The sequence below is a fragment of the Aquificaceae bacterium genome (assembly GCA_037481935.1).
Lineage (GTDB): Bacteria > Aquificota > Aquificia > Aquificales > Aquificaceae > Pampinifervens.
On record JBBFKQ010000005.1, the window covers coordinates 85,871 to 109,630 of the forward strand.

Here is a 23,760-nt window from a genome sequence, read left to right on the forward strand (position 1 = left end):
CCTCACCTTATGATTATCTCCTTGTTGAGGAGTTTGAGGAGTATGACGATAAGAATTGCCACTATGAGTATACCTATGGCAAGACCAACTCCATCACCACCAGCTAAAACTCTATCAGAAGCCTTTGCCAGCATGTGTATCTGCTCGTCGCTCATTTCTGAAAGCTTTTTTTCCACCTCTTCCTTTGTTAGGCCGTATGCCCTCAGTTTTTCCTGAAGCTGTTTGCTTTCCAGAACCTTCTGTATTTTCGCCATTTCCTCTTCCCTGCTCAGGTTGACAGCCTCAGAGGCAGGTTTGGAGCCCACGAGCCCGGCCACTGCAGGAGCCGCGTTGAAGGCAAAAAACCATCCAGCTGCTCCAAGCACGAGCACAGGTTTTCTTAAAAATCCCAGCATCTTTCCACCTCCTTGTCAGTTTTCTCTAATTATATCAGAAGTGCTCAAGCTCAGGATTAAAGGGGAGTGTTCCGTATTTTGCCCCTTCTACTACCACCTTCCTCCCTTCAACCCTTACCCTTCCCTCTGAAATCCACCTTATTACCTGCGGGAGTATTCTGTGCTCGTGGGCAAGTATCCTTTCAGAAAGACTATCTTCCGTGTCTTCTGGAAGCACTGGCACGCATGCCTGTGCTATAACTGGACCATTATCCAGCTCCTCTGTTACAAAATGAACGCTGCATCCGCTTATCTTTGCTCCGTATTCCAGAGCCTGCCTCTGGGCATGCATTCCCTGAAAGGCTGGTATTAAAGAAGGATGTATGTTAATCACCCTCATTGGGAAGTGTCTGAGGAAAAGGGGGGAAAGCACACGCATAAAACCGGCAAGAACTATAAGCTCAACTCCGGCCTTCTTCATGGCTTCTACAAGAGCCCTCTCAAAATCCTCCTTGCTATCAAAATCCCTTCTCTTGGTAACTCTGTATGGAATTCCATGCCTTACACATCTGTCTATTGCCTGAGCACCCTCTCTGTCACATATGACAAGAGCTATCCTGTCTTTGAGCCTCCCCGCCTCAATGGAGTCTATGATTGCCTGAAGGTTTGAACCACGCCCCGATACAAGAACTCCTAAATTCATGTTATCATATTCTACTTCAAAGCAAGCCATAGAAGGAGGTTATAGAATGAACGTGGAGTTTATAGGTAAGGGTATTGAGTGGACTGACTCAATGAAGGCCTTTGTAGAGGGTAAAGTTGAAAGGTTCAACAGGTTTTTAAAGGAAGCTGAGGAGGACCAGGTAGAGATTGTTGTGACCCTTTCTACCTCAAGAGCAAAACAGAAGGACTTTGCAGGTGAGAGTAGGCCAACCCTTTACAGGGTTGACATGGACATATACCTGAAGACCTGGGGTGGCGGAGCTCTGCACGCCTGGGATGAGGACATTGACCCCTTTTCAGCCCTTGACAGGGTGATGGATGAGATAGAGAGACAGCTTATAAAGCTAAAGCAGAGAAGACATGAACTCAGACGCAGGGGTCACAAGATAAAGGAAGAGCTAATAATGGAAGAGATAAGACCCCATGAAGAGAGAGAAAGACCTCCTATTGTTGAAGAAGAGCTGGTAATAGAAAAACCCATGAGTGTGGAAGATGCGGTCTTTGAACTCCAGGGTTCTGGCATTTATTTCCTACCCTTTCTAGATATAGAAACGGGCACCCTGAGAATAGTTTACAGAAAAAGAGGTGGGAATTACGGAGTTATAAATACTAAATGCAGGGGGTTATAGAGGGGTAGCCCCTCAGGGGCATACTTCCCTCTCTTCAACCTTTACCACCTTACCATCCTGATAGTAGGTGGTCTTTACAATCCTGCAGTTACCTTTTGAAGCTACAGGCTCGGCGTATACTCTCTCTCTTCCATCCTCTGACTTATACTCCACTGGCCTGTTCTGCATGGCAGCCTCCCTTGAAGCCCTTGCCGCTATCTCCGTAATAGTTCCACCAATGACTGCACCCAGAGCACCACCTATCACAGCTCCACGCCACCTGTTGTTCCTGTCTATGAGGGCACCAGCTATGGCACCACCCACTGCTCCAACAGTTGCCCCCTCATAGGTTCTCTGCGTGGTCACCTGACCGCAGGAAAAAAGAAAGCCTGCGGAGAAGACAGTCAATAGAAACAGTGCCTTCTTTTTCATTTTATCACCTCCTTTCTTTACTTAATAATATACTCTCTTCCATTAAAACTTCCTTAAAAATGCTGATGGACTGCCATCCCCTCCGGTCAAGGTCATAATCAAGGCAGAGGGTGAAGTAATCCCTCAATTCCTCATGGTCATAACCTTTAACCTTAATCCTGCCCTGCTCAAGGTCATGGTAGAACTCTTCTCTTGACCTCCTACATTGTTCTTCTATAAAGCTGTCCAGCCAGACAGGGGCATCCTTTCTGACAAGGAAAAGAGCAAAGACAAAGGGAAGACCATGTAGCCGGAACCACTCTTCACCGAGGTCATAGACATAAGGCCACTTGCCGGATAACTTTTCCCTTATAGCCTCATCTCCTATGAGCATCAGAGCTTCGGCCCTGTGCCTTTCTTCCACAAGTTCTGGTTCATTCTGATAAACTTTTCTCACAAGGTAAAGGGCCAGCACTCTGGATGTCATGGATGCAGGCGTAAGATAGAGGCTTTTTATAAGTTCAATGGGCTCTCTTGAAAAGATAAGAACAGAACAGGCTCTTTTCTTGGAGGATATGGATACACCCGGCACTACCCTGTATTCCTCCGGGTGTAGTAAGAATTCAACGGAAGAGACTATTCCCGCCTGTATCTTATTTTCTCTGAGCCTTTTAACCAGGTCTGAGGGGTGTCCTTCAAGAAGACCAACTCTGGAGGTATCCCAGCGGTAAAACAGGGGGAGTGTATTCAGATAGCCCACTTTGCCAATCCTCAGCATTAGATTCGCTTTGATAGCTCTATAAAGTCCTGCAGTTTTCTGTATGCTTTGCCAGATTGTATGGATTCCTTGGCGATTTCAAGGGCCGTGTTCCTGTCTTCGGTGATACCTGAAACCAGGATTCCAAACATAGAATTTATTAAAACCATAAAATAAGCGGGTGAAACCTCTCCCTTAAGCACAGAAAGGACTATTTTTGAGCTTTCATCCACAGAAGACGCCCTTATGTATTCCACCGGGTAAGTCCTGAATCCCATCTCTTCAGGATGAAAGTCATAGAGGAAAACTTCCCCATCTTTCAGCTCTGCAATGCGTGTAGGGGCGCTTATGGAAACCTCATCCATGCCATCTTTACCATGCACCACGAAGGCTCTTTTTATTCCCACGCCCCTCAGGGCAAAGGCTACCTTGTCCACAAGATGGTCTGAAAATACTCCAAGAAGCTGTCTTCTTGCATCTGCAGGGTTTGAAAGGGGACCTATAAGGTTAAAGATGGAACGCAGTCCCACCTCTCTCCTTGGACCTATGACCCTTTTCATGGCTGGATGGAACATGGGTGCAAACATAAAGCCTATACCTATCTCCTCAATCATGGTCTTTACCTGCTCAGGTCCGAGGTCTATCCTTGCACCGAGGTGTTCAAGAAGGTCTGCACTGCCGCTTTTTGAAGACACGGACCTGTTTCCATGCTTGGCAACCCTTATGCCTGCACCCGCAAGCACAAAGGCTACAGCGGTTGACACATTGAAGGTCTCCGACATATCCCCACCTGTTCCACATGTGTCCACAAGGTTTTCCCTGTCCTCTACCTCTACTCTCGTTGCCTTTTCTCTGAAAAAACTGGCCGCCCCCTCTATCTCCTCAGGAGTCTCTCCCTTCATCTTTGTGCCCATTATGAAGGCACCTATCTGGGCATCGGTGGCTCTGCCTTCCACTATGTCTTCCAGCGCCTGCCTGACCTCTTCTCTGGTGAGGTTCTTGAACTCTGAAAGTTTTCTGAGCAGTTCCTTCATAAGCTAAGATTTTAAACCAGAGTATGTTTGAATTCTTCAAAGGATAGAGGGCTGGCCCTTTGAAAAGTTCAAACTTTCACCTTACTGAACTGTTTTATGATAAAAGACCATGGAGCTTTTGAGGCTTGTGAGGGCGTCGGGCTGAGCCAGTAAGCTGGGTCCGGCGGACCTGGAGGAGCTTGTAAAAGGGCTTGAGCTCTACGTGGACCAGAACACCCTTGTGGGTGTGGGCGATGATGCGGGAGTCTACTCTTTTGGTGGAAATGTCTTTGTGCACACGGTGGACTTTATAACTCCTGTAGTGAACGACCCATACCTGTGGGGTGCCATATCCACCGCCAACTCTCTGAGCGATGTTTACGCCATGGGATGCAGACCTCTGAACGCTCTGGCTATTGTAGGCTTCAACAACTGCGAGCTTGAAGTAGAAGTTCTGAAAGAAGTTATGAGAGGCTGTGCCGAAAAGTTGAGAGAGGCGAAGACAGTGCTTCTTGGAGGGCATACCATTGACGATAAAGAGCCCAAGTTTGGGCTTGCAGTCATGGGCGTGTGCGAGGAAGGTAAGTATCTCACTCAGCAGGGAGCAAAGCCCGGAGAGCTTCTTGCACTCACAAAGCCTGTGGGCGTGGGAATCCTCACCAAGGCTATAAAGGAAGGAAAGCTGAAAGAAAGGGATATAAGCCACGCCATAGAATACATGCTCATGCTAAACGACAGAGCCTCTCTTTTAGCAAGGGAGTTTGCCAGTGCATGCACCGATGTGACTGGCTTTGGACTTCTGGGACATGCCTACAACATAGCCAGAAGGTCAGGCGTAAGGCTTGCCATAGACTTCTCTGCTGTGCCAGTTTATGATGAGGCTGTTCACTTTGTAAGGCAAAAGCTCTATCCCAAGGGTGCCATGGACAACTATAACTTTGTGAAGGGACATCTCCTTGAGGATGGGCTTGAGTGGTGGAGGCTTCTGCTCCTTTCTGACCCTGTTACCTCAGGTGGGCTTCTCTTTAGCTTTTCAGAAGATAAGAGAGAGGAGCTTCTCAGGAGGGCTCAGGAGCTTGGTGTAAGTGTGTGGTTTGTGGGAAGGGTGGAGGAGGGAGAGGGGCTCAGGGTCTACCGCTCTTAGACTGTTCCCTCTCTTCTCAGGTTCTCTCTGGAGAGTATGTAGCTTTTTCTCATCATTGCCCTGTTGAGGGCATCCACAAAGCCGTTTACGCTCGCCCTTATTATGTCCACATCCACTCCCCTTCCACTGGCACGCACTCCATTTAGCTCAATCACAAGCCTTGACTCCGCCTGTGCATCCGTGTTGGGTGTGAGAGCCTTGATGGAGAAGTCCAGGAGCTCTGGCTCTATCTCCAGCGCCTTCTGTATTGCCCTTATTATAGCGTCCACGGGTCCATTGCCGGTGGATGTGGCGGTCCTTTCTTCTCCCCTGAAGGAGAGCACCACAGTAGCGGTTGGTAGAAGCCTGTCTCCCGTCTGCACCTGGTAGTGAAGGACTCTTATGGGCTCTTCCTCTTCGTGCTTTACAAACTCTTCATAAACAAGGGCTTCTATGTCCTCTTCGTAGACCTCCTTCTTCTTATCTGCCAGCGCCTTGAACTTTTCAAATATCCTGTCAAGGTCTTCCTCTGTGAACTCAAAGCCCATTTCTTTTAGCTTGCTCTTGAGGGCATGTCTGCCAGAGTGCTTGCCAAGGATTATGCGCGTTGAGGGAAAGCCTACATCCTCTGGAGACATTATCTCGTAGGTGAGGGGGTTTGCCAGCACGCCGTGTTGGTGTATGCCCGATTCGTGTGCAAAGGCGTTGTCGCCCACCACTGCCTTGTTGGGCTGGACAAAACTCCCCGTTATTCTACACAGAAGCCTGCTTGTTCTGTATAGCTCCTTTGTGTTTATGCCCGTGTAAAGTCCTCCAAAGAAGTCCTTGCGGACCTTAAGAGCCATAACGATTTCTTCCAGTGCAGCGTTTCCCGCCCTCTCTCCTATACCGTTTATGGTGCACTCCACCTGTCTTGCTCCGTGCTTTACCGCCATGAGAGAGTTGGCAACAGCCATGCCAAGGTCATCGTGGCAGTGCACGCTTATTATTGCCCTGTCTATGTTGGGCACCTTGTTCCTTATGCCCTCTATGAGGTCTGCAAACTCCTCAGGCACTGTGTAGCCAACCGTGTCTGGTATGTTTATCACAGTGGCACCCGCCTTTATGGCGGTCTCTATGACCCTGTATAGGAAGTCCCTCTGGCTTCTGGTGGCATCCTCGCAGGAAAACTCCACCTCATCCGTAAATCTACGAGCATACTCCACCGCCCTTTTTGCCCTCTGGAGCACCTCTTCAGGAGAAAGCCTGAGCTTATACTTCATGTGAATTTCTGAAGTGGCTATGAAGGTATGAATTCTTTTTCTCTCTGCAGGTGCGAGAGCCTGACCTGCCAGCTCTATGTCCTTCTCAAGGGCTCTGGCAAGGGAGCATATGACGGGTCCTTTTACCTCCTGCGCTATGAGCTGGACCGCATCAAAGTCTCCCCTTGAAGCGGCCGCAAAACCCGCCTCTATCACATCCACCCCAAGCCTTGCAAGCTGATGTGCCATCTGCAGTTTCTCTTCTGTAGTCATAGAAAAGCCCGGTGCCTGCTCTCCGTCTCTGAGAGTGGTGTCAAAGATGTATACCCTGTCCATTCCTTACCTCCTTGTAAATGATAATAATTTGCAATTCACTTTTTGTCAAGAGAAAGAGCAGAAGATATACACTCTCTCGTAGCAACCACTATCTCACCATCTCCACCGGAAAAACTCAAGGACCTGTCCGTAAGATAGCACACACCTGCAAGCCAGCAGGCAATCGCATCCAGCTCATCCTGTGAGTATCCTCTTCTCTCAAGTTTCAAGGGAAGGCTCATGTAAAAGCCCAGTATGGCAACTCTGTCTTTCCTGTCAAGCCCGAGAATATCGTAGAGCGCACCCGGAAAGGTTTCAAAGACCTGAGCTCCTCCTTTTCTCAGGCTCTCTGCCAGTCTCATGGCTCTCTCTGTGAGCATTCTCATTGGACCGAGCGTCACGGGGAAAAACCTGTGCCCGTGCTTTCTCAGAAGAAGGTCACACTCTCTGAAATGTGGACCCCTCTCATGGAGGCTTTTTCTTCCCGCTGGAATAGAAAGGGGGGCATCTATCATCACAAGTGAAAACCTGCTGGCAAGTTCAAGTATCTCTTCATCAGTGTATAGCACGCCCACCTTAAGCTTCCCCTCTTCCCAGTAGGCATAGCCCGTTTTTCTTTTTGGACTTCCCGCAAGGTCAAGACCGAGGATTTTCTCCAAGCCTCTCAAGGTATTCCCGTATACCCTCCTCAAGGCTATACTGGGGTTCGTAGCCAAGGAGCCTCTTTGCCTTTGAGATATCCGCTTGCGTGTGATATTGATAGAAGTCGTAGGGGCAATCAAAATACTCAGGCTGATAGTTCATACCAAGATAGTAGTTCAGTATAGAAACTATCTCGTTAAAGCTCCGAGCCTGACCGGTGGCTATGTTAAATATTCCAGAAACATCCTTCTCAAAGGCCAGAAGGTTTGCCCTCACCACATCCTCCAAGTAGACGAAGTCTCTCTTCTGTTCTCCCCATTTAAAAAGTCTAGGACGTTTACCCTCTTTCATCTGTCTGTATATCTGATAAACCATACTTGCAGTCTTTCCCTTATAGTGCTCTCCAGGACCGTAGACATTGAAGTATCTCAGACCAACAACCTGAACCTCTGTGTGTCTTTCCATAAAACCCATGGCTATCCTGTCCATCATGAGCTTGGAAAAGCCGTAGATGTTCTCCGGCTTTAACCCCTCCTCTTCCCTCATTGGTGGGGGGGTGTTGCCATAAACTCCTGCAGAGGAGGCATAGATGAGTTTGGCTTCCCAATGAAGGCAGGCATCGAGTATATACCTCATGCTGTCTGCATTGACACTGAGCATTCTATTCTGGTCCATAACTGTCGTATCCGTTATGGCTCCCTGATGAAAGACAGCATCAAAGTGATGGCTATTCTTGAGCCATTCCCAGAGATGCGGGTCTGATAAGTCCCCCGTTATAACTTCACCGCTGAAGCCCACAAGGTTTTTAAAGTGTCCAGAAGAAAAATCGTCAAGCACATAAACCCTTGAAACCTGGTATTTTTTCTCAAGAGCCTTTGCAAGATTTGAGCCTATAAAGCCAGCACCACCGGTAACCAGAAATCTCATTTTTTCTTCCTCTTCTTCTGAGACTGCGAGGGCTTACCCTTGAAGGTCAACTTCTTTATTATGTAGGTCTGTCCAAGGTTAAAAACATTGTTGAGAGTCCAGTAGAGAACAAGACCCGCAGGAAAACTGGCAAAGAGGAAGGTGAAGACCACAGAGGTTATTATCATTATGTAATTCTGGGATTTTTCTGGGCTTGGGCTTATGAACTGCTGGGCTATCATGGTGACACCCATCAAAATGGGCAGTATGTAGTAGGGGTCTTTCTGAGCAAGGCTCTGTATCCAGAGAAACTTGGCAAGCTGAAGGTCTGTGGTTATGGTGAGAACTTTATAGAGGGCAAAAAATACAGGTATCTGAAGGAGTATGGGAAGGCATCCCGACATGGGATTGAAGCCCACCTCACTGTATAGCTTCATCATTTCTTCCTGAAACTTTGCAGGATCGTTTTTATACTTCTCTTTGAGCTCCTGCATCTTTGGGGCTAGCTCTGCCATTTTGCCCATGGCAACCGTGCTCTTGTATGTGAGGGGGAACATGAGAAGCCTCACAATAAGGGTCAGGGCAAATATGGAAACAACCCATGAGTGAAGATGCTCGTATATCCAGTACATGAAAATGAAAAGAGGCTTGACTATTAGCCTTAAGGTGCCAAAGTCTATCACATCAGACAGACCTATTTCTCTGAGTCTTGAATACTCCTTGGCACCCGCGTAAAAGATTAATTCACCCCGAGGCTTCACCAGTGTAAGAGTCTCCTGTCCCTGCAGTCTGTATATGGCAACAGCGTCTATATTCCCAGAAAAGCCCTTGAAGTAGTATCTGCTCTCCTCACCTGCAAAGCCTATCTGTCCAGTTATGAGCTCCCTGCCCTCAACTTTTTTAGGGTCTAACCTTTCCACCTTATCACCTATCCTAATTACTGGACCAGAGTGGGTAAAGAAGTCATCCTCTTTGACGCGCATGCCTGAGTTTACAAAGACAGGGGGCAGTCCACTACTTTCCAGCCTGAGAGTAAAGTAGTTGCCTCTGTATTCAAGAATTTTTCTTAGCTCAAAACTTCCCGACTTGAGGGTGGCAATTATTTTATTGCCCTCGGTCCTTATCTCGTAGGGTGAGAAGTTCAGAAGAAGGTCAGTCTCTGGCTCACCTGTGAAGACCTCAAGTGGATATATGCCAAGCCTTTTCTCCTCATCGGTAATCAGTTCCTTCCCATATCTTCTGTCTACAAGGCTCACAACCCTCGCACCCTCCTCCGAGAGCACGAGAATAAACTTCTCAAAGTCAAAGGTCTTCAGAGCTCTGGGCTTTCGCTCCTCTCTATTTGTTCCGAGGAGGAGGGATGGAACCTCCTGAGGCCTTTCTTCTACCTTCTCCTGTGGTTGTGGTGCTGGCTGAGGAGCAAAGAAGATGAGGTATGCCTGGTAACCAAAAAGAAATAGAGTCATTACCGCGAAGATTACCAGCAGTCCTCTTAAGTCCAAATCCTTCTTTTCCATCAGGGATAGTCCACTCCACCCTTAGAAAAGGGGTTACACCTTATAATTCTCCATATAGCTTTGAGCATACCTTTAACAACTCCATGCTTTTCAACTGCCATTATGGCGTAGTTGGAGCATGTGGGATAATACCTGCAACTTGGTGGATAAAGCGGCGATATAAAAATCTGCCAGAGTCTCAAAAATCCAACAACCGCCTTCTTCAAGGTGTCAACCTTTTCCTTCCTTTCTGCCTTCTCCTTTTAATAATAGACCTTCCGCTCTTAGTTTCCATTCTGGCAAGGAAACCACTTTTGCGTTTACGCTTCAGGTTTGAAGTTCGTGTTACATTTCTCTGAGTTGCCATCCTTAACCTCCAGAATCATAAAAGGGGGAGGACCCCCTCACTTTACAAAGAGAAGTATTATAGCCACAAGCAGGGCGTAGAGGGCAAGAGTTTCTATGAAGGCAAGACCTATGAACATTATAGTCTGGAGCCTTCCACCAACTGTGGGGTTCCTTGCTACACCTTCCTGTGTGCCCCTTATGGCATGACCCATACCTACACCAGTCCCCAGAGCTGCAAGACCTATGGCAAGACCTGCACCCAGGAACATGAGACCCTGCCTGAGGTTTTCCCCCTGTCCGGGCTCCGCCGCCAGAGCAAATGCAGGAGCAAGCAGTGCCAGAGCTGTCATGAGTCTGGTTTTCATGTTTCCAACCTCCTTTGATTTATTTTCAGTGTTCTTCATGGGATACAGCACCCGCAAGATAAACAACTGAAAGTATCATGAATATGTATGTTTGTATAAAGACTGCAAGGAACTTTATGGCTATTATAAATAGCAAGAAAATGGGAGAGACTGCCATAGTAAATGGATTCTTAATCACAAGCCCCACTAGGACCACCAGCAACAAAGCCCCACCCTTCATGTTGGCAAAAAGCCTGAGTGTAAGGGTTATGGGTCTTGCCAAGTTAGAGATAATCTCTATTACGAAGAATACGGGAGCTAGATATGGATTGGGACCAGCGAAGTGCTTGAGATAACTAAGCCCATGAAGTCTGAACCCCTCGATGTTGTATAGTATAAAAACTATAAGAGCAAGCGCAAGGTTCGTGTTTACATTACCAGTGGGGGCTTCAAGCCCTGGCACCATACCAAGGAGGTTTGAGAAGAAAACAAAAAGCCCTATGCTTGCTATGAGGGGAACATACCTGAGGCCCTCATGTCCCATATTTTCAAGAACCATACCTCTGACAAAACGCACATAACCCTCCCAGAAGGCCTGAAACTTTGAGGGTTTGAGGGAAGGCTTCCCTGCCAAAGAAACGAGCCCAAGGGAGATAGCCATCGCGAGCACACCAAAATAGACATGACTCAGATTTAGCTCTTGCATGGCATAGAAATTATACCATAAAATTCCATGCATGCATTACAGAAGTCCAGAAGATAGTCTGATAGAGCTGAACACCACCCCTGAAGGGCTCAATGAAAGGGAGGTAGAGAAGAGGCTTGCCCTCTTTGGCTATAACACACTTAGGGAAGAGAGAGAAAGCAAGCTCAGGGTGCTCGTAAGGCAGTTTACCAGCCCTTTTGTTCTTATACTTCTCATAGCCGGGTTTATCGCCTTCTTTCTAGGAGACCTGAAGGATGCACTGGTAGTGTATGGTATTCTCTTGGTGAATGGGCTTCTGGGCTTTTATCAGGAACTCAGAGCCATAGCTTCAATAGAGGCTCTTAAGTCCCTGACCGCCCCTAAGGTAAGGGTAATAAGGGAAGGTAGAGAAAAGGAAATAGACGGCAAAGAACTCGTGCCAGGAGACCTTGTTCTGCTGGGTGAGGGAGATGTGGTGCCAGCGGACATAAGGCTCATAGAAAGTGCAGGGCTCATGGTGGATGAAGCCATGCTCACAGGAGAGTCCTTACCCGTTGAAAAGGAGGCTGGCACGGTGCTGGCGGAGGATACACCCCTGCATGCGAGAAGCAACTGTCTTTATAAGGGGACAACGGTGGTAAGGGGTAGGGGGCTTGGTGTAGTCTTTGCCACTGGAAGGAACACAGAACTTGGCAAAATAGCCCAGAGGGTGCAGGAAAGGTCTCCGGAAAGCCCCCTGACAAAAGCCCTGAGCAGCTTTGGAAAAAGGTGGATATTTATCCTGCTTGCACTTCTCTCCCTGCTCGTGGCCGTGGGAGTTCTTCAGGGCAGAGATGCAAAGACCATTGTTTTCTTCGCCATAGCCCAGCTGGTGTCTGCGGTTCCTGAGGGTCTTCCAATCGTGGTTACCATAGCCCTCGTGGTTGGTGCAGTGAGGCTCTCAAGGGAGAAGGTTCTCGTCAAATACCTGCCAGCTGTTGAGACCCTTGGAAGTGCCACCTACATATGCTCCGATAAAACCGGCACTATAACTCTGGGTAAACTCAGCGTTAAGGAGTATGTTGCCTATGATAAAAGAAGGCTTTTTATCGGTGCAGCCCTGTGCAACGATGCAGACGGTCTGAGGGGTGACCCTCTGGAACTGGCCCTTCTGGAGTGGCTGGAAAAAGAGAGAGTAAACTGGGAAGCACTGAGAAAGGGATACGAAAGGGTATGGGAGCATCCCTTTGACACAAAAAGGAGGCTTATGGCAGTTATCGTATCTGACGGCTCAGGTGCTTTTGATTTCTACGTAAAGGGTGCTCTTGAAAGCCTTGCAGGCATGTGTGAGAAGGGTTGTCCTCGGGAAGTCCAGCAGGCTCACGACAGGCTGGCGGAGGAGGGGCTGAGGGTTCTGGCTTTTGGACATACAAAACTCAGAGAGATACCAAAAAGTGTGGATGATGTGAGGATTGACCTTGTTGGCCTTGTTGGGTTTCTTGACCCTCCAAAAGAGGGGGTCAAGGAGGCGGTTGAAACCGCAAAGACCGCAGGCATAAGAGTAATCATGGTTACCGGGGACAATCTACTGACGGCAAGGGCTATAGGCAGGATGGTTGGGATTTATGGAGAAAATGACATAGCCATAGAGGGCAAGGAGCTTGAAAAATACAGCGATGAAGAACTCTACAACCTGCTTAAAAAAGTCAGCGTTGTGGCAAGGGCAACACCGGAGGACAAATACAGGATAGTGAAGGTTCTACAGTCAAAGGGTGAGATAGTGGCAGTAACTGGTGATGGTGCCAACGATGCACCCGCTCTCAGGGTGGCAGACCTTGGCATTGCCATGGGCTCAGGGTCTCAGGCGGCAAAGGACGCCGCCAAGATGGTCATAGTGGACAACAACCTTGCCATAATAGTGAACGCAATAAGGAGGGGCAGGCTCATCGCTAAGAACATAGCCAAAGTTATAAGGTATTTACTCTCTGCCAACTCCTTCCAGATTTTTTACAACTCCATGGCCATAATCACGGGCCTCCCTCTTCCCCTCTATCCCACCCAGATACTCTGGATAAACCTCGTCACCGACGGTGTTCAGGATAAAGCCTATCCCTTTACAAAGTATGAAGGCAATCCAATGAAGGAGAAGCCTAAAAACCCTGTGAGAGTGTTCATGGGCAGGGAGCAGTTCCTTGCAGTTGCCTACAATGGACTTCTCATGGCGGTGATGCACTACTTTCTTTTCCTTTACCTTCTAAAGTTATACCCCTACGAGACTGCACTGACTATTAGCTTTACCTCCGCAGTGGTAAGTCAGTGGGCAGTGGGCATTCAGGAGGTGGGGGAAAAGCCTTTTTTCAGGAACCCTCTTGAATATATCAGGTTGAACCCTTACGTTTACCTTGGTATACTACTTGGAGCCTTCCTTCAGCTTCTTGCGGTAACCATTATTGCGGATTATTTCCATGCAGTCCTTCTATGGCCAGAACATCTGCCCTACGCCCTGGTTCTGCCCCTTCTTACCTTTGCAGGAATAGAAGTGAGAAAATGGCTTCTTTACTGGAAAAGATAGGTCACCAGCTCTTCCACAGGTAGCCTTCTGAGAGATTCAATACTGTAAGGCCTTTCCTGCTCTGGAATCTTTATGCAGTCGCATTCCATAGACTTCCAGCGGTTAAGAACCAGCTGAACACGCATATCTTTTAGCCTGTTTTCTATATCTCTGGCTTCCTGCATAGACAGGGGCTCTTCGTTCGCCACTGCAAAGACCACAGTTTTTTCCCTGAAGATTTTCACAAGAGTGTCCAACCGTTTTCTTCTGTCCTCTATAAGCTCCGAGAGTCCATCTCTTCTTCCCATAAAAGCCTCTACCTTTCCCCTTTCCTCCGCCACCTTTTTTAAGAACTCAAACCATCCACCAACCATATGGGCGGTCTCAAAAAGCCTGAGCATCTGACCTGTGGGGGCAGAGTCCACGATTACAGAGGGAAACTCCATACAGTAATCCACAATTCTGTCAAGCACTGCGGTCTCAAGGGCTGTGGGGGAGTTTTTGAGATACTTTACATATTCCCTTATGCCAGACCTGACCCTAGGCAAGATATCAGTAAGGGCAGAAAGAACCCTGTCTGTATACTCCTCCACAAGCCTGCTGGCATCAAGTTCAATAGCAAAGAAGTTTTCCTTCAACCTCTTCAAAGAGGGTCCCACCTGCACGCCGAGTATACCAGAAAGTGAGTGAGCGGGGTCAATGGAGACAAGAAGAGTTTTCTCCCTTTCTGATAGCCTCAGGGCTGTGGCACAGGCAAGAGTGCTTTTTCCCACACCTCCCTTACCTCCAAAGAATACAAGCCTCTTCAACAGCACGGCAGGAAGTCTAAACTGACCATCTCAAGTCCAAGACTTTTGTGCCAGAGATGGAACTCCTGAAACATGTAAGGGTAGAGGTCAAGGACATAAATGCCCAGAGGATTGTCGAGCCCAAAGTAATCAAGAAAAAGAGACAGGAGAAGGAGGTCCCTTGTGTAGGAATAGGAGACCTCCAGCGGTTTTTTAAACTGCAGGTCTATAAAGCCTTTTAATATATCCCTCATTTAAGGCTGAGCACCCACCTGGCGAGGTCCCTTGCCTCCTGCTCCGTAACATTTTGTGGGGGCATAGGAACCTGACCCCACACACCCACACCGCCGTTTTTTATCCTTTTAGCAAGTTCCTCCTCTATGTTGGGCTGTCCTGCAAACCTCTTTGCAACATCCTTAAAAGCAGGTCCGACCTTTTTGGCGTTTATGTCATGACAGGCAAAGCATCCCTTCTGCTGGGCAAAGGCCTGCATGTCCTTGACCTGAGCAGTTGCTTGGGGAGCTGGTACTTTAGCCTCCTGCTGTGTGGGCTTCTCTTCTGCCTTTGGTTGTTCAGCAGGCTTTTGTTCTGCCTGAGGCTGTGCCTCCTGCTGAGCTGGTTTCTGCTCTGCCTGTGTAGCAGGCTGCTCAGTTTTGGGCTGTTCTGCAGGTTTCTGTTGGCAAGAAAAGGCAAGCACCGCTCCAGAAACCATAGCAAAATAGATGAACCCTCTCATCGCCAGACCTCCTTGCTTTAATGAAAAGAGTATATGCCATGAAAAATTAAAATTTGATGAAAATTTGGCTTATAATCTTTAGCCATGCTGGAAACAAGGGAGATAATGGAAATCCTGCCTCACAGATACCCTATACTTCTCGTTGACAGGATAATAGAGATTGAAACTGGAAAAAGAATAGTGGGACTCAAAAACGTATCCGCGAACGAACCTGTCTTCCAGGGCCATTTTCCTGGCTTTCCTCTTATGCCAGGGGTATACCTGCTCGAAGCCATGGCTCAGGTGGGGGGAATTCTTATGATAAAGTCCCTGGGGCTTGAGATAGGGAAATATGCAATAGTCTTTGCTGGAATTGACGAGGCAAGATTTAAAAGACCAGTGTATCCCGGAGACCAGCTCCTCATGGAGCTTGAGGTTATATCCCTGAAGAAGAGTCTTTCCAAGATGAAGGGCACCGCAAGGGTAAACTCTGAAGTGGTGGCCACCGCAGTTCTGTATGCGGCAGCCAGAGAGCTTAAAGACTTAAGACGCTGAGGCCTCCTCAAGGGCTTTCAGCCCCTTACTTGTCAGGGTATAGGCATCAGCCTCTACCTGAAGAAAGCCTGCCTGAGTTAGCTCCCTCAGAGAACTTCTTACTTGAAAGAGAGGGCGGCCCGTTATCTGAGCCGCTTCCTGAGGGCTTACCTTACCCTTATCCTTGACAAGCTTGAGAAAGGACAGAGCCCTTTCGGAAAGCTTTCCATCCGGGCTTACGCATCCCATGCTCATGGCTTACCCCAGCTTTTTCTTGCAGAAATACCAGTCTGCGCATTCGTAGCCATCCCTGAGCCTCTTTATCGCATCCTCATAGGTGACTGGTGGCGGCACGATTACCTTGGTGTTTTCCTCGGTGAATTCCCATGTCTGTGGTGTGGGCACCCAGTCTGCAGGTGTAGCCACTCCATGCGCATCTGCGGTCTGGAGGGCATCTATGAGCCTGAGTATCTCTCTCATATTTCTTCCAGCAGACAGCGGGTAGTAGATTATGGCTCTTATCTTTCCGTTTGGGTCTACAATGAACACAGCCCTGACTGTGGCGGTGGAGCTTTCCCCGGGGTGAAGCATACCGTAGAGCCTTGCCACTTTGCCGTCAGCATCCGCCACTATGGGGAAGGGTATATCCACGCCCAGTTTTTCCTTGATATTCATCACCCATGCGATGTGGGAGAAGTTGCTGTCAATGCTCAGCCCCAGAAGCTGGACGTTCCTCTTCTGAAACTCTTCGTAGAGCCTGGCAAAGCCCATAAACTCTGTGGTGCATACAGGTGTAAAGTCTGCTGGGTGTGAGAAGAAAACAACCCACTGACCCTGAAAGTCCTCAGGGAATCTTATAGGCCCCATGGTGGTCTGGGCCTCAAAAGCGGGTGCCTGGTCTCCTATCCTTGGCATGCTGACTACCTGCTCCATGTTTCTACCTCCTTAAAAGAATTTTGATATATAGTATTATAAGTATATGCGAATAATTTGCAAGATGACGAAAATCATAATAACTAATGAAATTTGACAGAACCTATACTACACGCTTAAGAAGCGCCAGAAGGTTCTCCACCTTTTCCCTTTCTTGCATCAGTTCCGCCAGGTTTTCCCTTGCCTTCTGCACCTCCTCCTCTGGAGCCCTTTTGAGGAAGTTTTCGTTGCTGAGCTTCTGCTGGAGGCTCTGAAGGGACTTTTCTATCTCAGATAGCCTCTTTGAATAGGAGCTTATGAGTTCTTCCACTTTTATGCCTTCTTCCACTGGCAGGTAAAACTCAAAGTCCTTAGAAAAGCCTGCAACGCAGTTTGATGGTTCCTCAACCACCTCTTCAAGGCTTTCCAGCCTGGCAAGGCTAAGGATGTGGGGCAGGAATTCGTGCACCAGCTGTCTGCTTTCGCCAGCTCTGTAATATAGCTTAACCTTCCTTGAAGGCTCAATCCTTAGGTCGCTCCTCAGAGACCTTATGGAGGATACAATTTCTTTTATTCTTTCTACCTTCTTCTCCGCCTCTTCATAGACCTCTTTAGGGTTAAACTGAGGATAGTCGGTCAGGGATATACTCTCTCTGTGTGCAACTGGAAGGTTCTGCCACAAGTCCTCTGTAATAAAGGGCATGAAGGGGTGCAAAAGCCTGAGGGTTTTTTCAAAAACAGTAAGCAAGGTTGCCTGAACGGTTATCTTTTCAGCCCTTATCCTCTCATCCTGCGCCCTTCTCTCTTCCTCTGGAAGGTTCTCATCCGGCTTGGCGTAGAGCCTGAGTTTTGAAAACTCAATATACCAGTCGCAGAATTCACTCCAAACAAACTCGTAAAGCTCTCTCGCCGCCTCTGAAAACTCGTATTCTGACAGAGCCCTGTTTACCTTCTCTGCTGTTTTGTTGAGCCTGGTTATAATCCAGAGGTCTTCAGGTCTGGGGGGTGCAAAGTAGGGAAGGCTGGAAAGAAGGTCTGGCTGGAGGTTCATGAGGATAAACCTGCCTGCGTTCCAGAGTTTGTTGGCAAAGTGCTTGTAGCCCTCAAAGCGCTTTTCAGAGAGCCTTATGTCCCTGCCCTGCTGGGTAAGTATGGCAAGGGTAAACCGCAGGGCATCCGCACCGTATTTTTCCACTATGTCAAGGGGGTCTATCACATTTCCCTTTGTCTTTGACATTTTCTGACCCTTCTCGTCCCTTATGAGAGCATGGATGTATACATCCCTGAAGGGAACATCTTCCATGAAAAAGGTGCCCATCATCACCATACGGGCAACCCAGAAAAAGATAATATCAAAGCCCGTCACAAGAAGGTCGGTGGGATAGAGCTTCTTGAGGTCTTCCGCCTGCTCGGGCCAGCCAAAAACACCAAAGGGCCAGAGAGCTGAAGAAAACCACGTATCCAGCACATCCCTTTCCTGCACCAGCCTTTCAGAACCACACTTCTTACATCTGAGAACAAAGTGGTAGGTCTTTTTCCTACTGTCATACCTGTATCTACTCTTCTTCTCTGTGAGTATGGCCATAGGGTTAAGGTCCTGAGTAAAAAACAATCTCAGGGAGTTGGCATCTACCTCTGTGGAGTGGTATCTGTGGAAAGCAAACTTCTTGTAAAAGTCAAGAACGGTCATCTCTGGGTGGACAAAGCTGGGGGAGTTGAGAATCTGCGAGACCTCTTCCGGGGTAAACTCCTCGCTTATTTTGCCATCCGCTATGAGGTTAAATATGAGCTTGTCGTAGACCCTGTCAAAGTCTTCGTCGGTAAACACATTCTCGTGTCCGCAATCCTGACAGTACCAGACTGGTATTCTGTGCCCCCACCATATCTGACGGGATATGCACCAGTCCCTGAGGTTTTCCATCCACCCAATGTAAATCTTTGCCCAGTTCTCCGGGATGAACTTTATAAGCCCTTCTTTTACCACTTTTATGGCGGTATCTTTTATCCTCGGGTCTGAGACCTTCAGAAACCACTGGGTAGAAACAAAGGGCTCAAGAACAGTTTTACAGCGGTAGCACTTGCCCACCGCATGCCTGTGGCTTTCCACCTTTTCAAGAAGTCCAAGAGCTTCAAGCTCCTCCACGATTTTCTTTCTTGCCGTGTATCTATCCTGTCCTGCAAACCTGCCTGCATTCTCGTTCATGCATGCAAACTGGTCCATCACCTGCACGAGGGGAAGGCCATGGTCTTTACCTATTTCAAAGTCCAGAGGGTCATGAGCAGGCGTTATCTTGACCGCGCCCGTGCCAAACTCAGGCTTTACCCTCTCGTCTGCTATGATGGGTATAAGGGGCTCCACCTCAGAGCCGTCCATTGCCCTTCTTTTCCATTCCACGAGAGGAAGCCTTATACTTCTGCCCACAAAAGCCTTGTAGCGTTCGTCCTCTGGGTGGACAGCTACCGCCGTGTCTCCCAGCATAGTCTCAGGACGGGTAGTGGCAACGGTGATGTAGCCGGAGCCATCCTCAAGTGGATATCTTATGTAGTAGAGCTTGCCTTCTTCCTCCTCGTGCTCCACCTCAAGGTCAGAGAGGGCTGTCAGGTCTTTGGGACACCAGCTTACCATATATTCTCCCCTGTATATAAGACCCTCTTCGTAGAGCCTTCTGAAGGCGTATCTGACCGCCCTTGAAAAGCCTTCATCCAAGGTAAACCTTTCTCTCTTCCAGTCCACACTCACGCCGAGCTTTTCAAGCTGTTCTCTTATGGCTTTCCTTGACTGTGGAACCCAATCCCAGACTTTTTTGAGGAACTCTTCTCTTCCTATATCAAGCCTGCTTATGCCCTTCTCCTGAAGCTGTCTGTCTACCACATACTGTGTGGCGATGCCTGCATGGTCAAAGCCAGGCACCCACACCACGCTCCTGCCCAGCATCCTCTGCCAGCGGCAGACAATGTCCTGCAGGGTGGCGTTCAGGGCATGGCCCATGTGAAGAGAGCCGGTCACGTTAGGCGGTGGAATGACCACCGAAAACCTATTTTCAGAAGACGGGTCTTTTACAGAGTAAAGAGCCTTCTCTATCCATCTCTTTGAGTGCCTGTCCTCTACTTCCCTGTGGTTATACTGCCCTATGTCCTTCATAAGGAAAGGATTATAGCACCTTCTTCATTATTTCTTAACGGTCAAAGATTAGAATAAGAGTGTATGTCCTATAGAGGTCTAAGTCATGAGGAAGTAGACAGAAGATTAAAGCTATACGGATACAATAGCTTGAGAGAAAGAAGGTCATCAGACCTTCAACTTTTCCTTTCTCAGTTTAAAAACCCCTTCATATACCTGCTGATTCTCACAGCTACCTTCTCATACATCCTCGGTGAGACTACAGATACCCTCATAATCCTTCTGATTCTTCTAATCTCTGGTTTTATAGGCTTCCTGCAGGAAAGGTCTGCAAACAGGTCCGTGGAAAAACTCCTCAGTAGAGTAAAGACCACAGCTATTGTAATTAGAGAGGGGGAAAGGAGAGAAGTTCCGGTTGAGGAAGTGGTTGTTGACGATATTGTGGTCCTGACTGCAGGCCGCATAGTCCCTGCAGATATTCTTCTCATAGAAGCAAAGGATTTATTCGTAGACGAAGCCTTTCTCACCGGTGAGGCGTATCCCGTAGAAAAGCGTGAAGGTGAAAGGACTTACATGGGCACGAGTGTCATAAGCGGCTACGGTATTGGTAGAGTTGAAAAGACAGGAAGGAACACGCGATACGGCCAGGTTGTTGAGAAACTAAAGCATGGAAAAGAAGAAACGGACTTTGAAAAGGGGCTCAGAAACCTTGGTTTTGTTCTATTGCAGATAGCTTCAGCTATGGTAATAGTGGTCTTTGCAATAAACGCTCATCTCCACAAGGGTGTAATCGACTCCCTTCTATATGCTCTTTCTGTTGGCATAGGGATAACACCCTTTCTGCTACCGGTTATTGTGAATGTAACCCTTTCTCACAGCGCGAGACTTATAGCAACAAGAGGAATAATAACCAGAAGGCTCTCCTCCCTTTACAATCTAGGGAACATGACCATACTCTGCACAGACAAGACAGGAACCCTGACTCAGGGGAAGATGGATGTTCTGGCCTTTCTAAACGCCCTTGGAAAGGAGGATGAAAAAGTCAGACTTTATGCCTGTCTTAACGCCATGATGCAGACTGGCTACAGAAATCCAATAGACGAAGCCATTAAGTCAAAGTTTAACAAAGAATACCTGGAGGATTTTACAAAGGCAGATGAAATACCCTTTGATTTTCAGAGAAAAAGGCTTTCCATACTTGTCAGAACAAAAGAAGGGAATTTTATACTCATCACAAAAGGAGCATATAAAAACATACTTGAAGTATGCTCTTACGCCTCAGTTGAAGGTAGAATCTTAAGAATAGAAGAATTAAAGGGTAAGATTGAAGAAATCTATCAGAGATATAGCGAACAGGGATACAAAGTCATAGCTCTAGCATATAAAGACCTCAGAAAAGATAATATCGCCTACACTGATGAAAGAGAGATGATATTTGGAGGATTTATAGTGCTTCATGACCCGATAAAGCAAGACTCAAAGAAAACTATTCAGGAATTAATGGCTCTTGGAGTTGATTTAAGAATAGTAACGGGAGACAATATACTCGTAGCCAAAAAATTTGCAAAGGATTTGGGTCTCCCAGAGAAAATTATATCCGGTGAAGAGCTGAGAAAATATCCAGCGGAGGCTTTGACAGCAATAGTCAGGGATTTTTATGTTTTTGCAGAACTTGACCCCATGCAGAAGGAAGACATAGTTCTTGCATTAAGAAGGCTTGGTCATGTGGTGGGTTATATGGGCGATGGTGCCAATGATTTGCTTGCTATGAGAGCATCAGATGTTGCACTGTCTGTGGAAAATGCAATGGATGTGGTCAAAGAGTCTGCAGATATCGTTTTTTCAAACCCAGACCTTGCAGGCATAAGGGAAGCAATTGTTGAGGGGAGGAGAGCCTTTTTGAACAGTATGAAGTATTCAAGAATACAGACAAGCTCCAATTTTGGAAACATGTTGTCTGTGTTGGGTGCTTCCTTTCTTGTGCCTTTCATCCCACTTCTTCCCTATCAGGTTTTAACTTTGAATCTTCTTGCAGACCTATCTTTCCTGACCCTTCCATCTGATAATGTGGATGAGGAAAAGCTTAAAAAACCAACCTCCTGGGACTTATCAAAGCTCAAGAAGTTTATCGTCTTTTTTGGTCCTGTAAGCTCTATCTTTGATTACGCAACCTTCTTCTACGCCATGCATATACTCAGGGCAGGGCCGGATACATTCAGGTCTCTCTGGTTTCTTGAAAGCCTTGTCACTCAGAGCCTCGTCCTCCTCTTCTTAAGAACTGATAAAACTGCCTTTTTACAGAGCAGGCCCTCTAAGGCTCTTGTGCTTACAGTCCTCGGAGTCTTGAGCTCTGGAGTTTTCCTCCTCTATTCACCCTTTGGAAGGCTCCTTGGGCTATATCCTCTTGGTGTAGAGCAGCTCATCTTCGTGTTCATAGTGACGCTCTCTTACGTTTTTCTTGTGGAGATGGTAAAAAGGTTATATGCTGCGAGACTCAGTAATTAAGTCCTGGTGAACTCCTCACAAACCTACCCCTCTCGTCAAAGATAAAGGTGGAGGGCAGAAAGGTTATGGGAAAGTGGTCGTTGAACCTGACCTCTGTGTCCACAAGGGTGAGAAAACGCGGTTCTATGTTGAGCTCTCTGTAGCTCTTGAGAACATCCTCGGGCTCCATGGCGACCGCATAGGAGATGATAAGGTATTCCTTCTTTTCTTCCACGAGCCTGTTTAGCTTCTTCAGATGCTCGCTGTGCCCGGCGCAGGTCCTGCTCCATACGTAAAGGATAATGGGTCTGCCCTTTAAGTCTGAAAGGTATACGCCCCTGCCCTCAAGGTCTCTGACCTGCACCCTGGGCAGGGTGTCCCGTGAGCAGGAAAGGAGTAAAAAAAGGGGGAGGAGAAAGAAGACACGGGCAAAGTATCTAAACGCGGGCAAGTATCTTTTCCTTAAAGTCCGCAAGGCTCGGTTTTATATGTATAGTCTCTTTCAGATGATTGTCAAGAACTTCCATGGTCTTGTATCCGTTGCCTGTAATGTAGGCGACCACCACCTCGTCCCTTCTGAAGGCTCCCCTCTGGGCGAGCTTTTTGAGGACTGCTATGGTTGTCCCACCGGCGGTCTCTGTGAATATACCTTCTGTCTCCGCAAGGAGTTTGATGCCATCTATTATTTCCTCGTCAGTGGCAGTTTCCCAGTCTCCTCCGCTTTCCCTTGTGACCTGTAGTGCGTATATGCCGTCTGCGGGGTTTCCTATGGCTATGGACTTGGCAATGGTGTTGGGACGCACGGGGATTATGTAGTCTCTGCCTTCTTTCCAGGCGCTTGCTATTGGGGAGCAACCTTCCGCCTGAGCTCCGTATACTCTAGTCCTGAGCTCCTCTATAAGACCCACCTTCAGGAGCTCTTTTAAACCTTTCCATATTTTGGTAACCAATGAGCCTGAGGCTGCAGGTGCCACCACAGCATCGGGAGCCTTCCAGCCCAACTGTTCCACCACCTCAAAGGCAAGGGTCTTTGAGCCTTCTGCGTAGAAGGGTCTTATGTTTATGTTCACAAAGGCCCACTGAAGCTCGCTGGCAATCTCAGAGCAGAGCCTGTTCACATCGTCATAAGTGCCCTCCACCGCAACCACTGTGGGAGCAAAGACAAGGCTACCATATATCTTCTGGGATTCGAGGTTTGCAGGTATAAAGACAAAACAGTTGAGGCCTGCCTGTGCAGAATGGCTCGCCACCGAATTGGCAAGGTTTCCTGTAGAGGCGCATGCGGCAGTATCAAAGCCAAACTCCATAGCCTTGGATATGGCAACGGATACGACCCTGTCCTTGAAGGAGAGCGTGGGATGGTTTACCGAATCGTCCTTAATATACAGGTTTTCAAGCCCCAGCATTCTCCCCAGGTTCTCCGCCTTCCTGAGAGGCGTAAAGCCGGCACTCAGCCCCACTCTTGGCTTCTCCACCGGCAGAAGGTCTATGTATCTCCAGAGGCTTTTTGGACCTTTCTCTATACTTTCCCTGCTTATTTTCCCTTTTATCTCATCGTAGTCATAGACTACCTCCAGAGGTCCAAAACAGAACTCGCACACGTGCATGGGTTCTATGGAATACTCCCTTCCGCATTCCCTGCATTTGAGTCCCAGAACCTTTGCCATTTTGCTACCTCCACAGGAGTATG

General features: G+C 47.9%; 26 protein-coding genes. 5 read left to right on the top strand and 21 right to left on the bottom strand.

What is annotated here, in order from left to right:
* Positions 1-2: 2 nt before the first annotated feature.
* Positions 3-395, bottom strand: a complete 393-nt coding sequence (locus WHS43_05905) for a PA2779 family protein (protein MEJ5339171.1) — start codon at positions 393-395, stop codon at positions 3-5.
* 34 nt (positions 396-429) lie between these two features.
* Positions 430-1,077 (bottom strand): phosphoribosylglycinamide formyltransferase, encoded by a 648-nt coding sequence (gene purN / locus WHS43_05910; protein ID MEJ5339172.1) that lies wholly within the window; start codon positions 1,075-1,077, stop codon positions 430-432.
* A gap of 46 nt (positions 1,078-1,123) precedes the next feature.
* Between purN and raiA the strand changes: the two genes are divergently transcribed.
* A complete protein-coding gene (raiA, locus tag WHS43_05915) occupies positions 1,124-1,726 on the top strand; it encodes a ribosome-associated translation inhibitor RaiA (protein ID MEJ5339173.1) in 603 nt (200 codons plus the stop codon).
* Positions 1,727-1,738: 12 nt separating this feature from the next.
* Here raiA and WHS43_05920 read toward each other — a convergent pair whose 3' ends face one another.
* The 3 genes from WHS43_05920 to trpD are packed head-to-tail and all read right to left on the bottom strand — an operon-like array spanning position 1,739 to position 3,907.
* Positions 1,739-2,137 carry a YMGG-like glycine zipper-containing protein gene (locus tag WHS43_05920; GenBank protein MEJ5339174.1) on the bottom strand — a complete coding sequence of 133 codons (399 nt, stop codon included), beginning with the start codon at positions 2,135-2,137 and terminating at the stop codon, positions 1,739-1,741.
* Between the two features lie 4 nt (positions 2,138-2,141).
* Entirely contained in the window at positions 2,142-2,894 is a 753-nt protein-coding gene (locus WHS43_05925) for a menaquinone biosynthesis protein (GenBank protein MEJ5339175.1), read from the bottom strand.
* Positions 2,894-3,907, bottom strand: coding sequence for an anthranilate phosphoribosyltransferase (trpD, locus tag WHS43_05930; protein ID MEJ5339176.1), 1,014 nt, complete (start codon positions 3,905-3,907; stop codon positions 2,894-2,896). Before trpD ends, WHS43_05925 begins: the two co-directional genes overlap by 1 nt.
* 154 nt (positions 3,908-4,061) lie before the next feature.
* Here trpD and selD point away from each other — a divergent pair, with 154 nt between their 5' ends.
* Entirely contained in the window at positions 4,062-5,030 is a 969-nt protein-coding gene (selD, locus tag WHS43_05935; GenBank protein MEJ5339177.1) for a selenide, water dikinase SelD, read from the top strand.
* On the opposite strand, the gene leuA is transcribed toward selD, so the two are convergent.
* The 8 genes from leuA to atpB are packed head-to-tail and all read right to left on the bottom strand — an operon-like array spanning position 5,027 to position 11,007.
* Complete coding sequence (gene leuA / locus WHS43_05940) at positions 5,027-6,586, bottom strand: 2-isopropylmalate synthase (protein ID MEJ5339178.1); 1,560 nt, start codon at positions 6,584-6,586, stop codon at positions 5,027-5,029. The genes selD and leuA overlap by 4 nt on opposite strands.
* 35 nt (positions 6,587-6,621) lie before the next feature.
* Positions 6,622-7,233, bottom strand: coding sequence for a DUF429 domain-containing protein (locus tag WHS43_05945; protein ID MEJ5339179.1), 612 nt, complete (start codon positions 7,231-7,233; stop codon positions 6,622-6,624).
* A complete protein-coding gene (gene rfaD / locus WHS43_05950) occupies positions 7,202-8,134 on the bottom strand; it encodes an ADP-glyceromanno-heptose 6-epimerase (GenBank protein ID MEJ5339180.1) in 933 nt (310 codons plus the stop codon). The genes WHS43_05945 and rfaD overlap by 32 nt, the downstream gene beginning before the upstream one ends.
* Positions 8,131-9,630, bottom strand: coding sequence for a YidC/Oxa1 family insertase periplasmic-domain containing protein (locus tag WHS43_05955; GenBank protein ID MEJ5339181.1), 1,500 nt, complete (start codon positions 9,628-9,630; stop codon positions 8,131-8,133). The genes rfaD and WHS43_05955 overlap by 4 nt, the downstream gene beginning before the upstream one ends.
* A complete protein-coding gene (gene yidD / locus WHS43_05960) occupies positions 9,630-9,836 on the bottom strand; it encodes a membrane protein insertion efficiency factor YidD (protein MEJ5339182.1) in 207 nt (68 codons plus the stop codon). Before yidD ends, WHS43_05955 begins: the two co-directional genes overlap by 1 nt.
* A complete protein-coding gene (gene rpmH, locus WHS43_05965; GenBank protein ID MEJ5339183.1) occupies positions 9,833-9,976 on the bottom strand; it encodes a 50S ribosomal protein L34 in 144 nt (47 codons plus the stop codon). The genes yidD and rpmH overlap by 4 nt, the downstream gene beginning before the upstream one ends.
* A 37-nt stretch (positions 9,977-10,013) precedes the next feature.
* Complete coding sequence (gene atpE, locus WHS43_05970; GenBank protein MEJ5339184.1) at positions 10,014-10,322, bottom strand: ATP synthase F0 subunit C; 309 nt, start codon at positions 10,320-10,322, stop codon at positions 10,014-10,016.
* 25 nt (positions 10,323-10,347) lie between these two features.
* Positions 10,348-11,007 carry a F0F1 ATP synthase subunit A gene (gene atpB / locus WHS43_05975; GenBank protein MEJ5339185.1) on the bottom strand — a complete coding sequence of 220 codons (660 nt, stop codon included), beginning with the start codon at positions 11,005-11,007 and terminating at the stop codon, positions 10,348-10,350.
* Positions 11,008-11,038: 31 nt separating this feature from the next.
* Between atpB and WHS43_05980 the strand changes: the two genes are divergently transcribed.
* Entirely contained in the window at positions 11,039-13,537 is a 2,499-nt protein-coding gene (locus tag WHS43_05980) for a cation-transporting P-type ATPase (GenBank protein MEJ5339186.1), read from the top strand.
* On the opposite strand, the gene WHS43_05985 is transcribed toward WHS43_05980, so the two are convergent.
* The 3 genes from WHS43_05985 to WHS43_05995 are packed head-to-tail and all read right to left on the bottom strand — an operon-like array spanning position 13,522 to position 14,797.
* Entirely contained in the window at positions 13,522-14,331 is an 810-nt protein-coding gene (locus WHS43_05985; protein MEJ5339187.1) for a TRC40/GET3/ArsA family transport-energizing ATPase, read from the bottom strand. The two genes, WHS43_05980 and WHS43_05985, sit on opposite strands and share 16 nt — an antisense overlap.
* Positions 14,322-14,558, bottom strand: coding sequence for a hypothetical protein (locus WHS43_05990; GenBank protein ID MEJ5339188.1), 237 nt, complete (start codon positions 14,556-14,558; stop codon positions 14,322-14,324). The genes WHS43_05985 and WHS43_05990 overlap by 10 nt, the downstream gene beginning before the upstream one ends.
* Positions 14,555-14,797 carry a c-type cytochrome gene (locus tag WHS43_05995; GenBank protein ID MEJ5339189.1) on the bottom strand — a complete coding sequence of 81 codons (243 nt, stop codon included), beginning with the start codon at positions 14,795-14,797 and terminating at the stop codon, positions 14,555-14,557. The genes WHS43_05990 and WHS43_05995 overlap by 4 nt, the downstream gene beginning before the upstream one ends.
* Before the next feature lie 330 nt (positions 14,798-15,127).
* On the opposite strand from WHS43_05995, the gene fabZ reads away from it, so the two are divergent.
* The gene (fabZ, locus tag WHS43_06000) at positions 15,128-15,574 is read left to right on the top strand and encodes a 3-hydroxyacyl-ACP dehydratase FabZ (GenBank protein ID MEJ5339190.1); all 447 of its coding nucleotides are present in this window, start codon (positions 15,128-15,130) and stop codon (positions 15,572-15,574) included.
* On the opposite strand, the gene WHS43_06005 is transcribed toward fabZ, so the two are convergent.
* From WHS43_06005 to WHS43_06015, 3 genes are all read right to left on the bottom strand, one after another.
* Positions 15,563-15,808: a hypothetical protein gene (locus WHS43_06005; protein MEJ5339191.1), complete on the bottom strand. Its 246-nt coding sequence runs from the start codon at positions 15,806-15,808 to the stop codon at positions 15,563-15,565. The genes fabZ and WHS43_06005 overlap by 12 nt on opposite strands.
* A 3-nt stretch (positions 15,809-15,811) precedes the next feature.
* On the bottom strand, positions 15,812-16,486 hold the full coding sequence (locus tag WHS43_06010; GenBank protein MEJ5339192.1) for a peroxiredoxin: 675 nt from the start codon (positions 16,484-16,486) through the stop codon (positions 15,812-15,814).
* A 103-nt stretch (positions 16,487-16,589) separates the two neighbouring features.
* A complete protein-coding gene (locus WHS43_06015) occupies positions 16,590-19,607 on the bottom strand; it encodes a valine--tRNA ligase (GenBank protein ID MEJ5339193.1) in 3,018 nt (1,005 codons plus the stop codon).
* Between the two features lie 63 nt (positions 19,608-19,670).
* On the opposite strand from WHS43_06015, the gene mgtA reads away from it, so the two are divergent.
* The gene (gene mgtA / locus WHS43_06020) at positions 19,671-22,091 is read left to right on the top strand and encodes a magnesium-translocating P-type ATPase (protein MEJ5339194.1); all 2,421 of its coding nucleotides are present in this window, start codon (positions 19,671-19,673) and stop codon (positions 22,089-22,091) included.
* Here the strand turns inward: mgtA and WHS43_06025 are convergent.
* A complete protein-coding gene (locus WHS43_06025; protein ID MEJ5339195.1) occupies positions 22,081-22,545 on the bottom strand; it encodes a TlpA disulfide reductase family protein in 465 nt (154 codons plus the stop codon). The genes mgtA and WHS43_06025 overlap by 11 nt on opposite strands.
* Positions 22,508-23,737, bottom strand: a complete 1,230-nt coding sequence (thrC, locus tag WHS43_06030; GenBank protein ID MEJ5339196.1) for a threonine synthase — start codon at positions 23,735-23,737, stop codon at positions 22,508-22,510. The genes WHS43_06025 and thrC overlap by 38 nt, the downstream gene beginning before the upstream one ends.
* Positions 23,738-23,760: the final 23 nt, after the last annotated feature.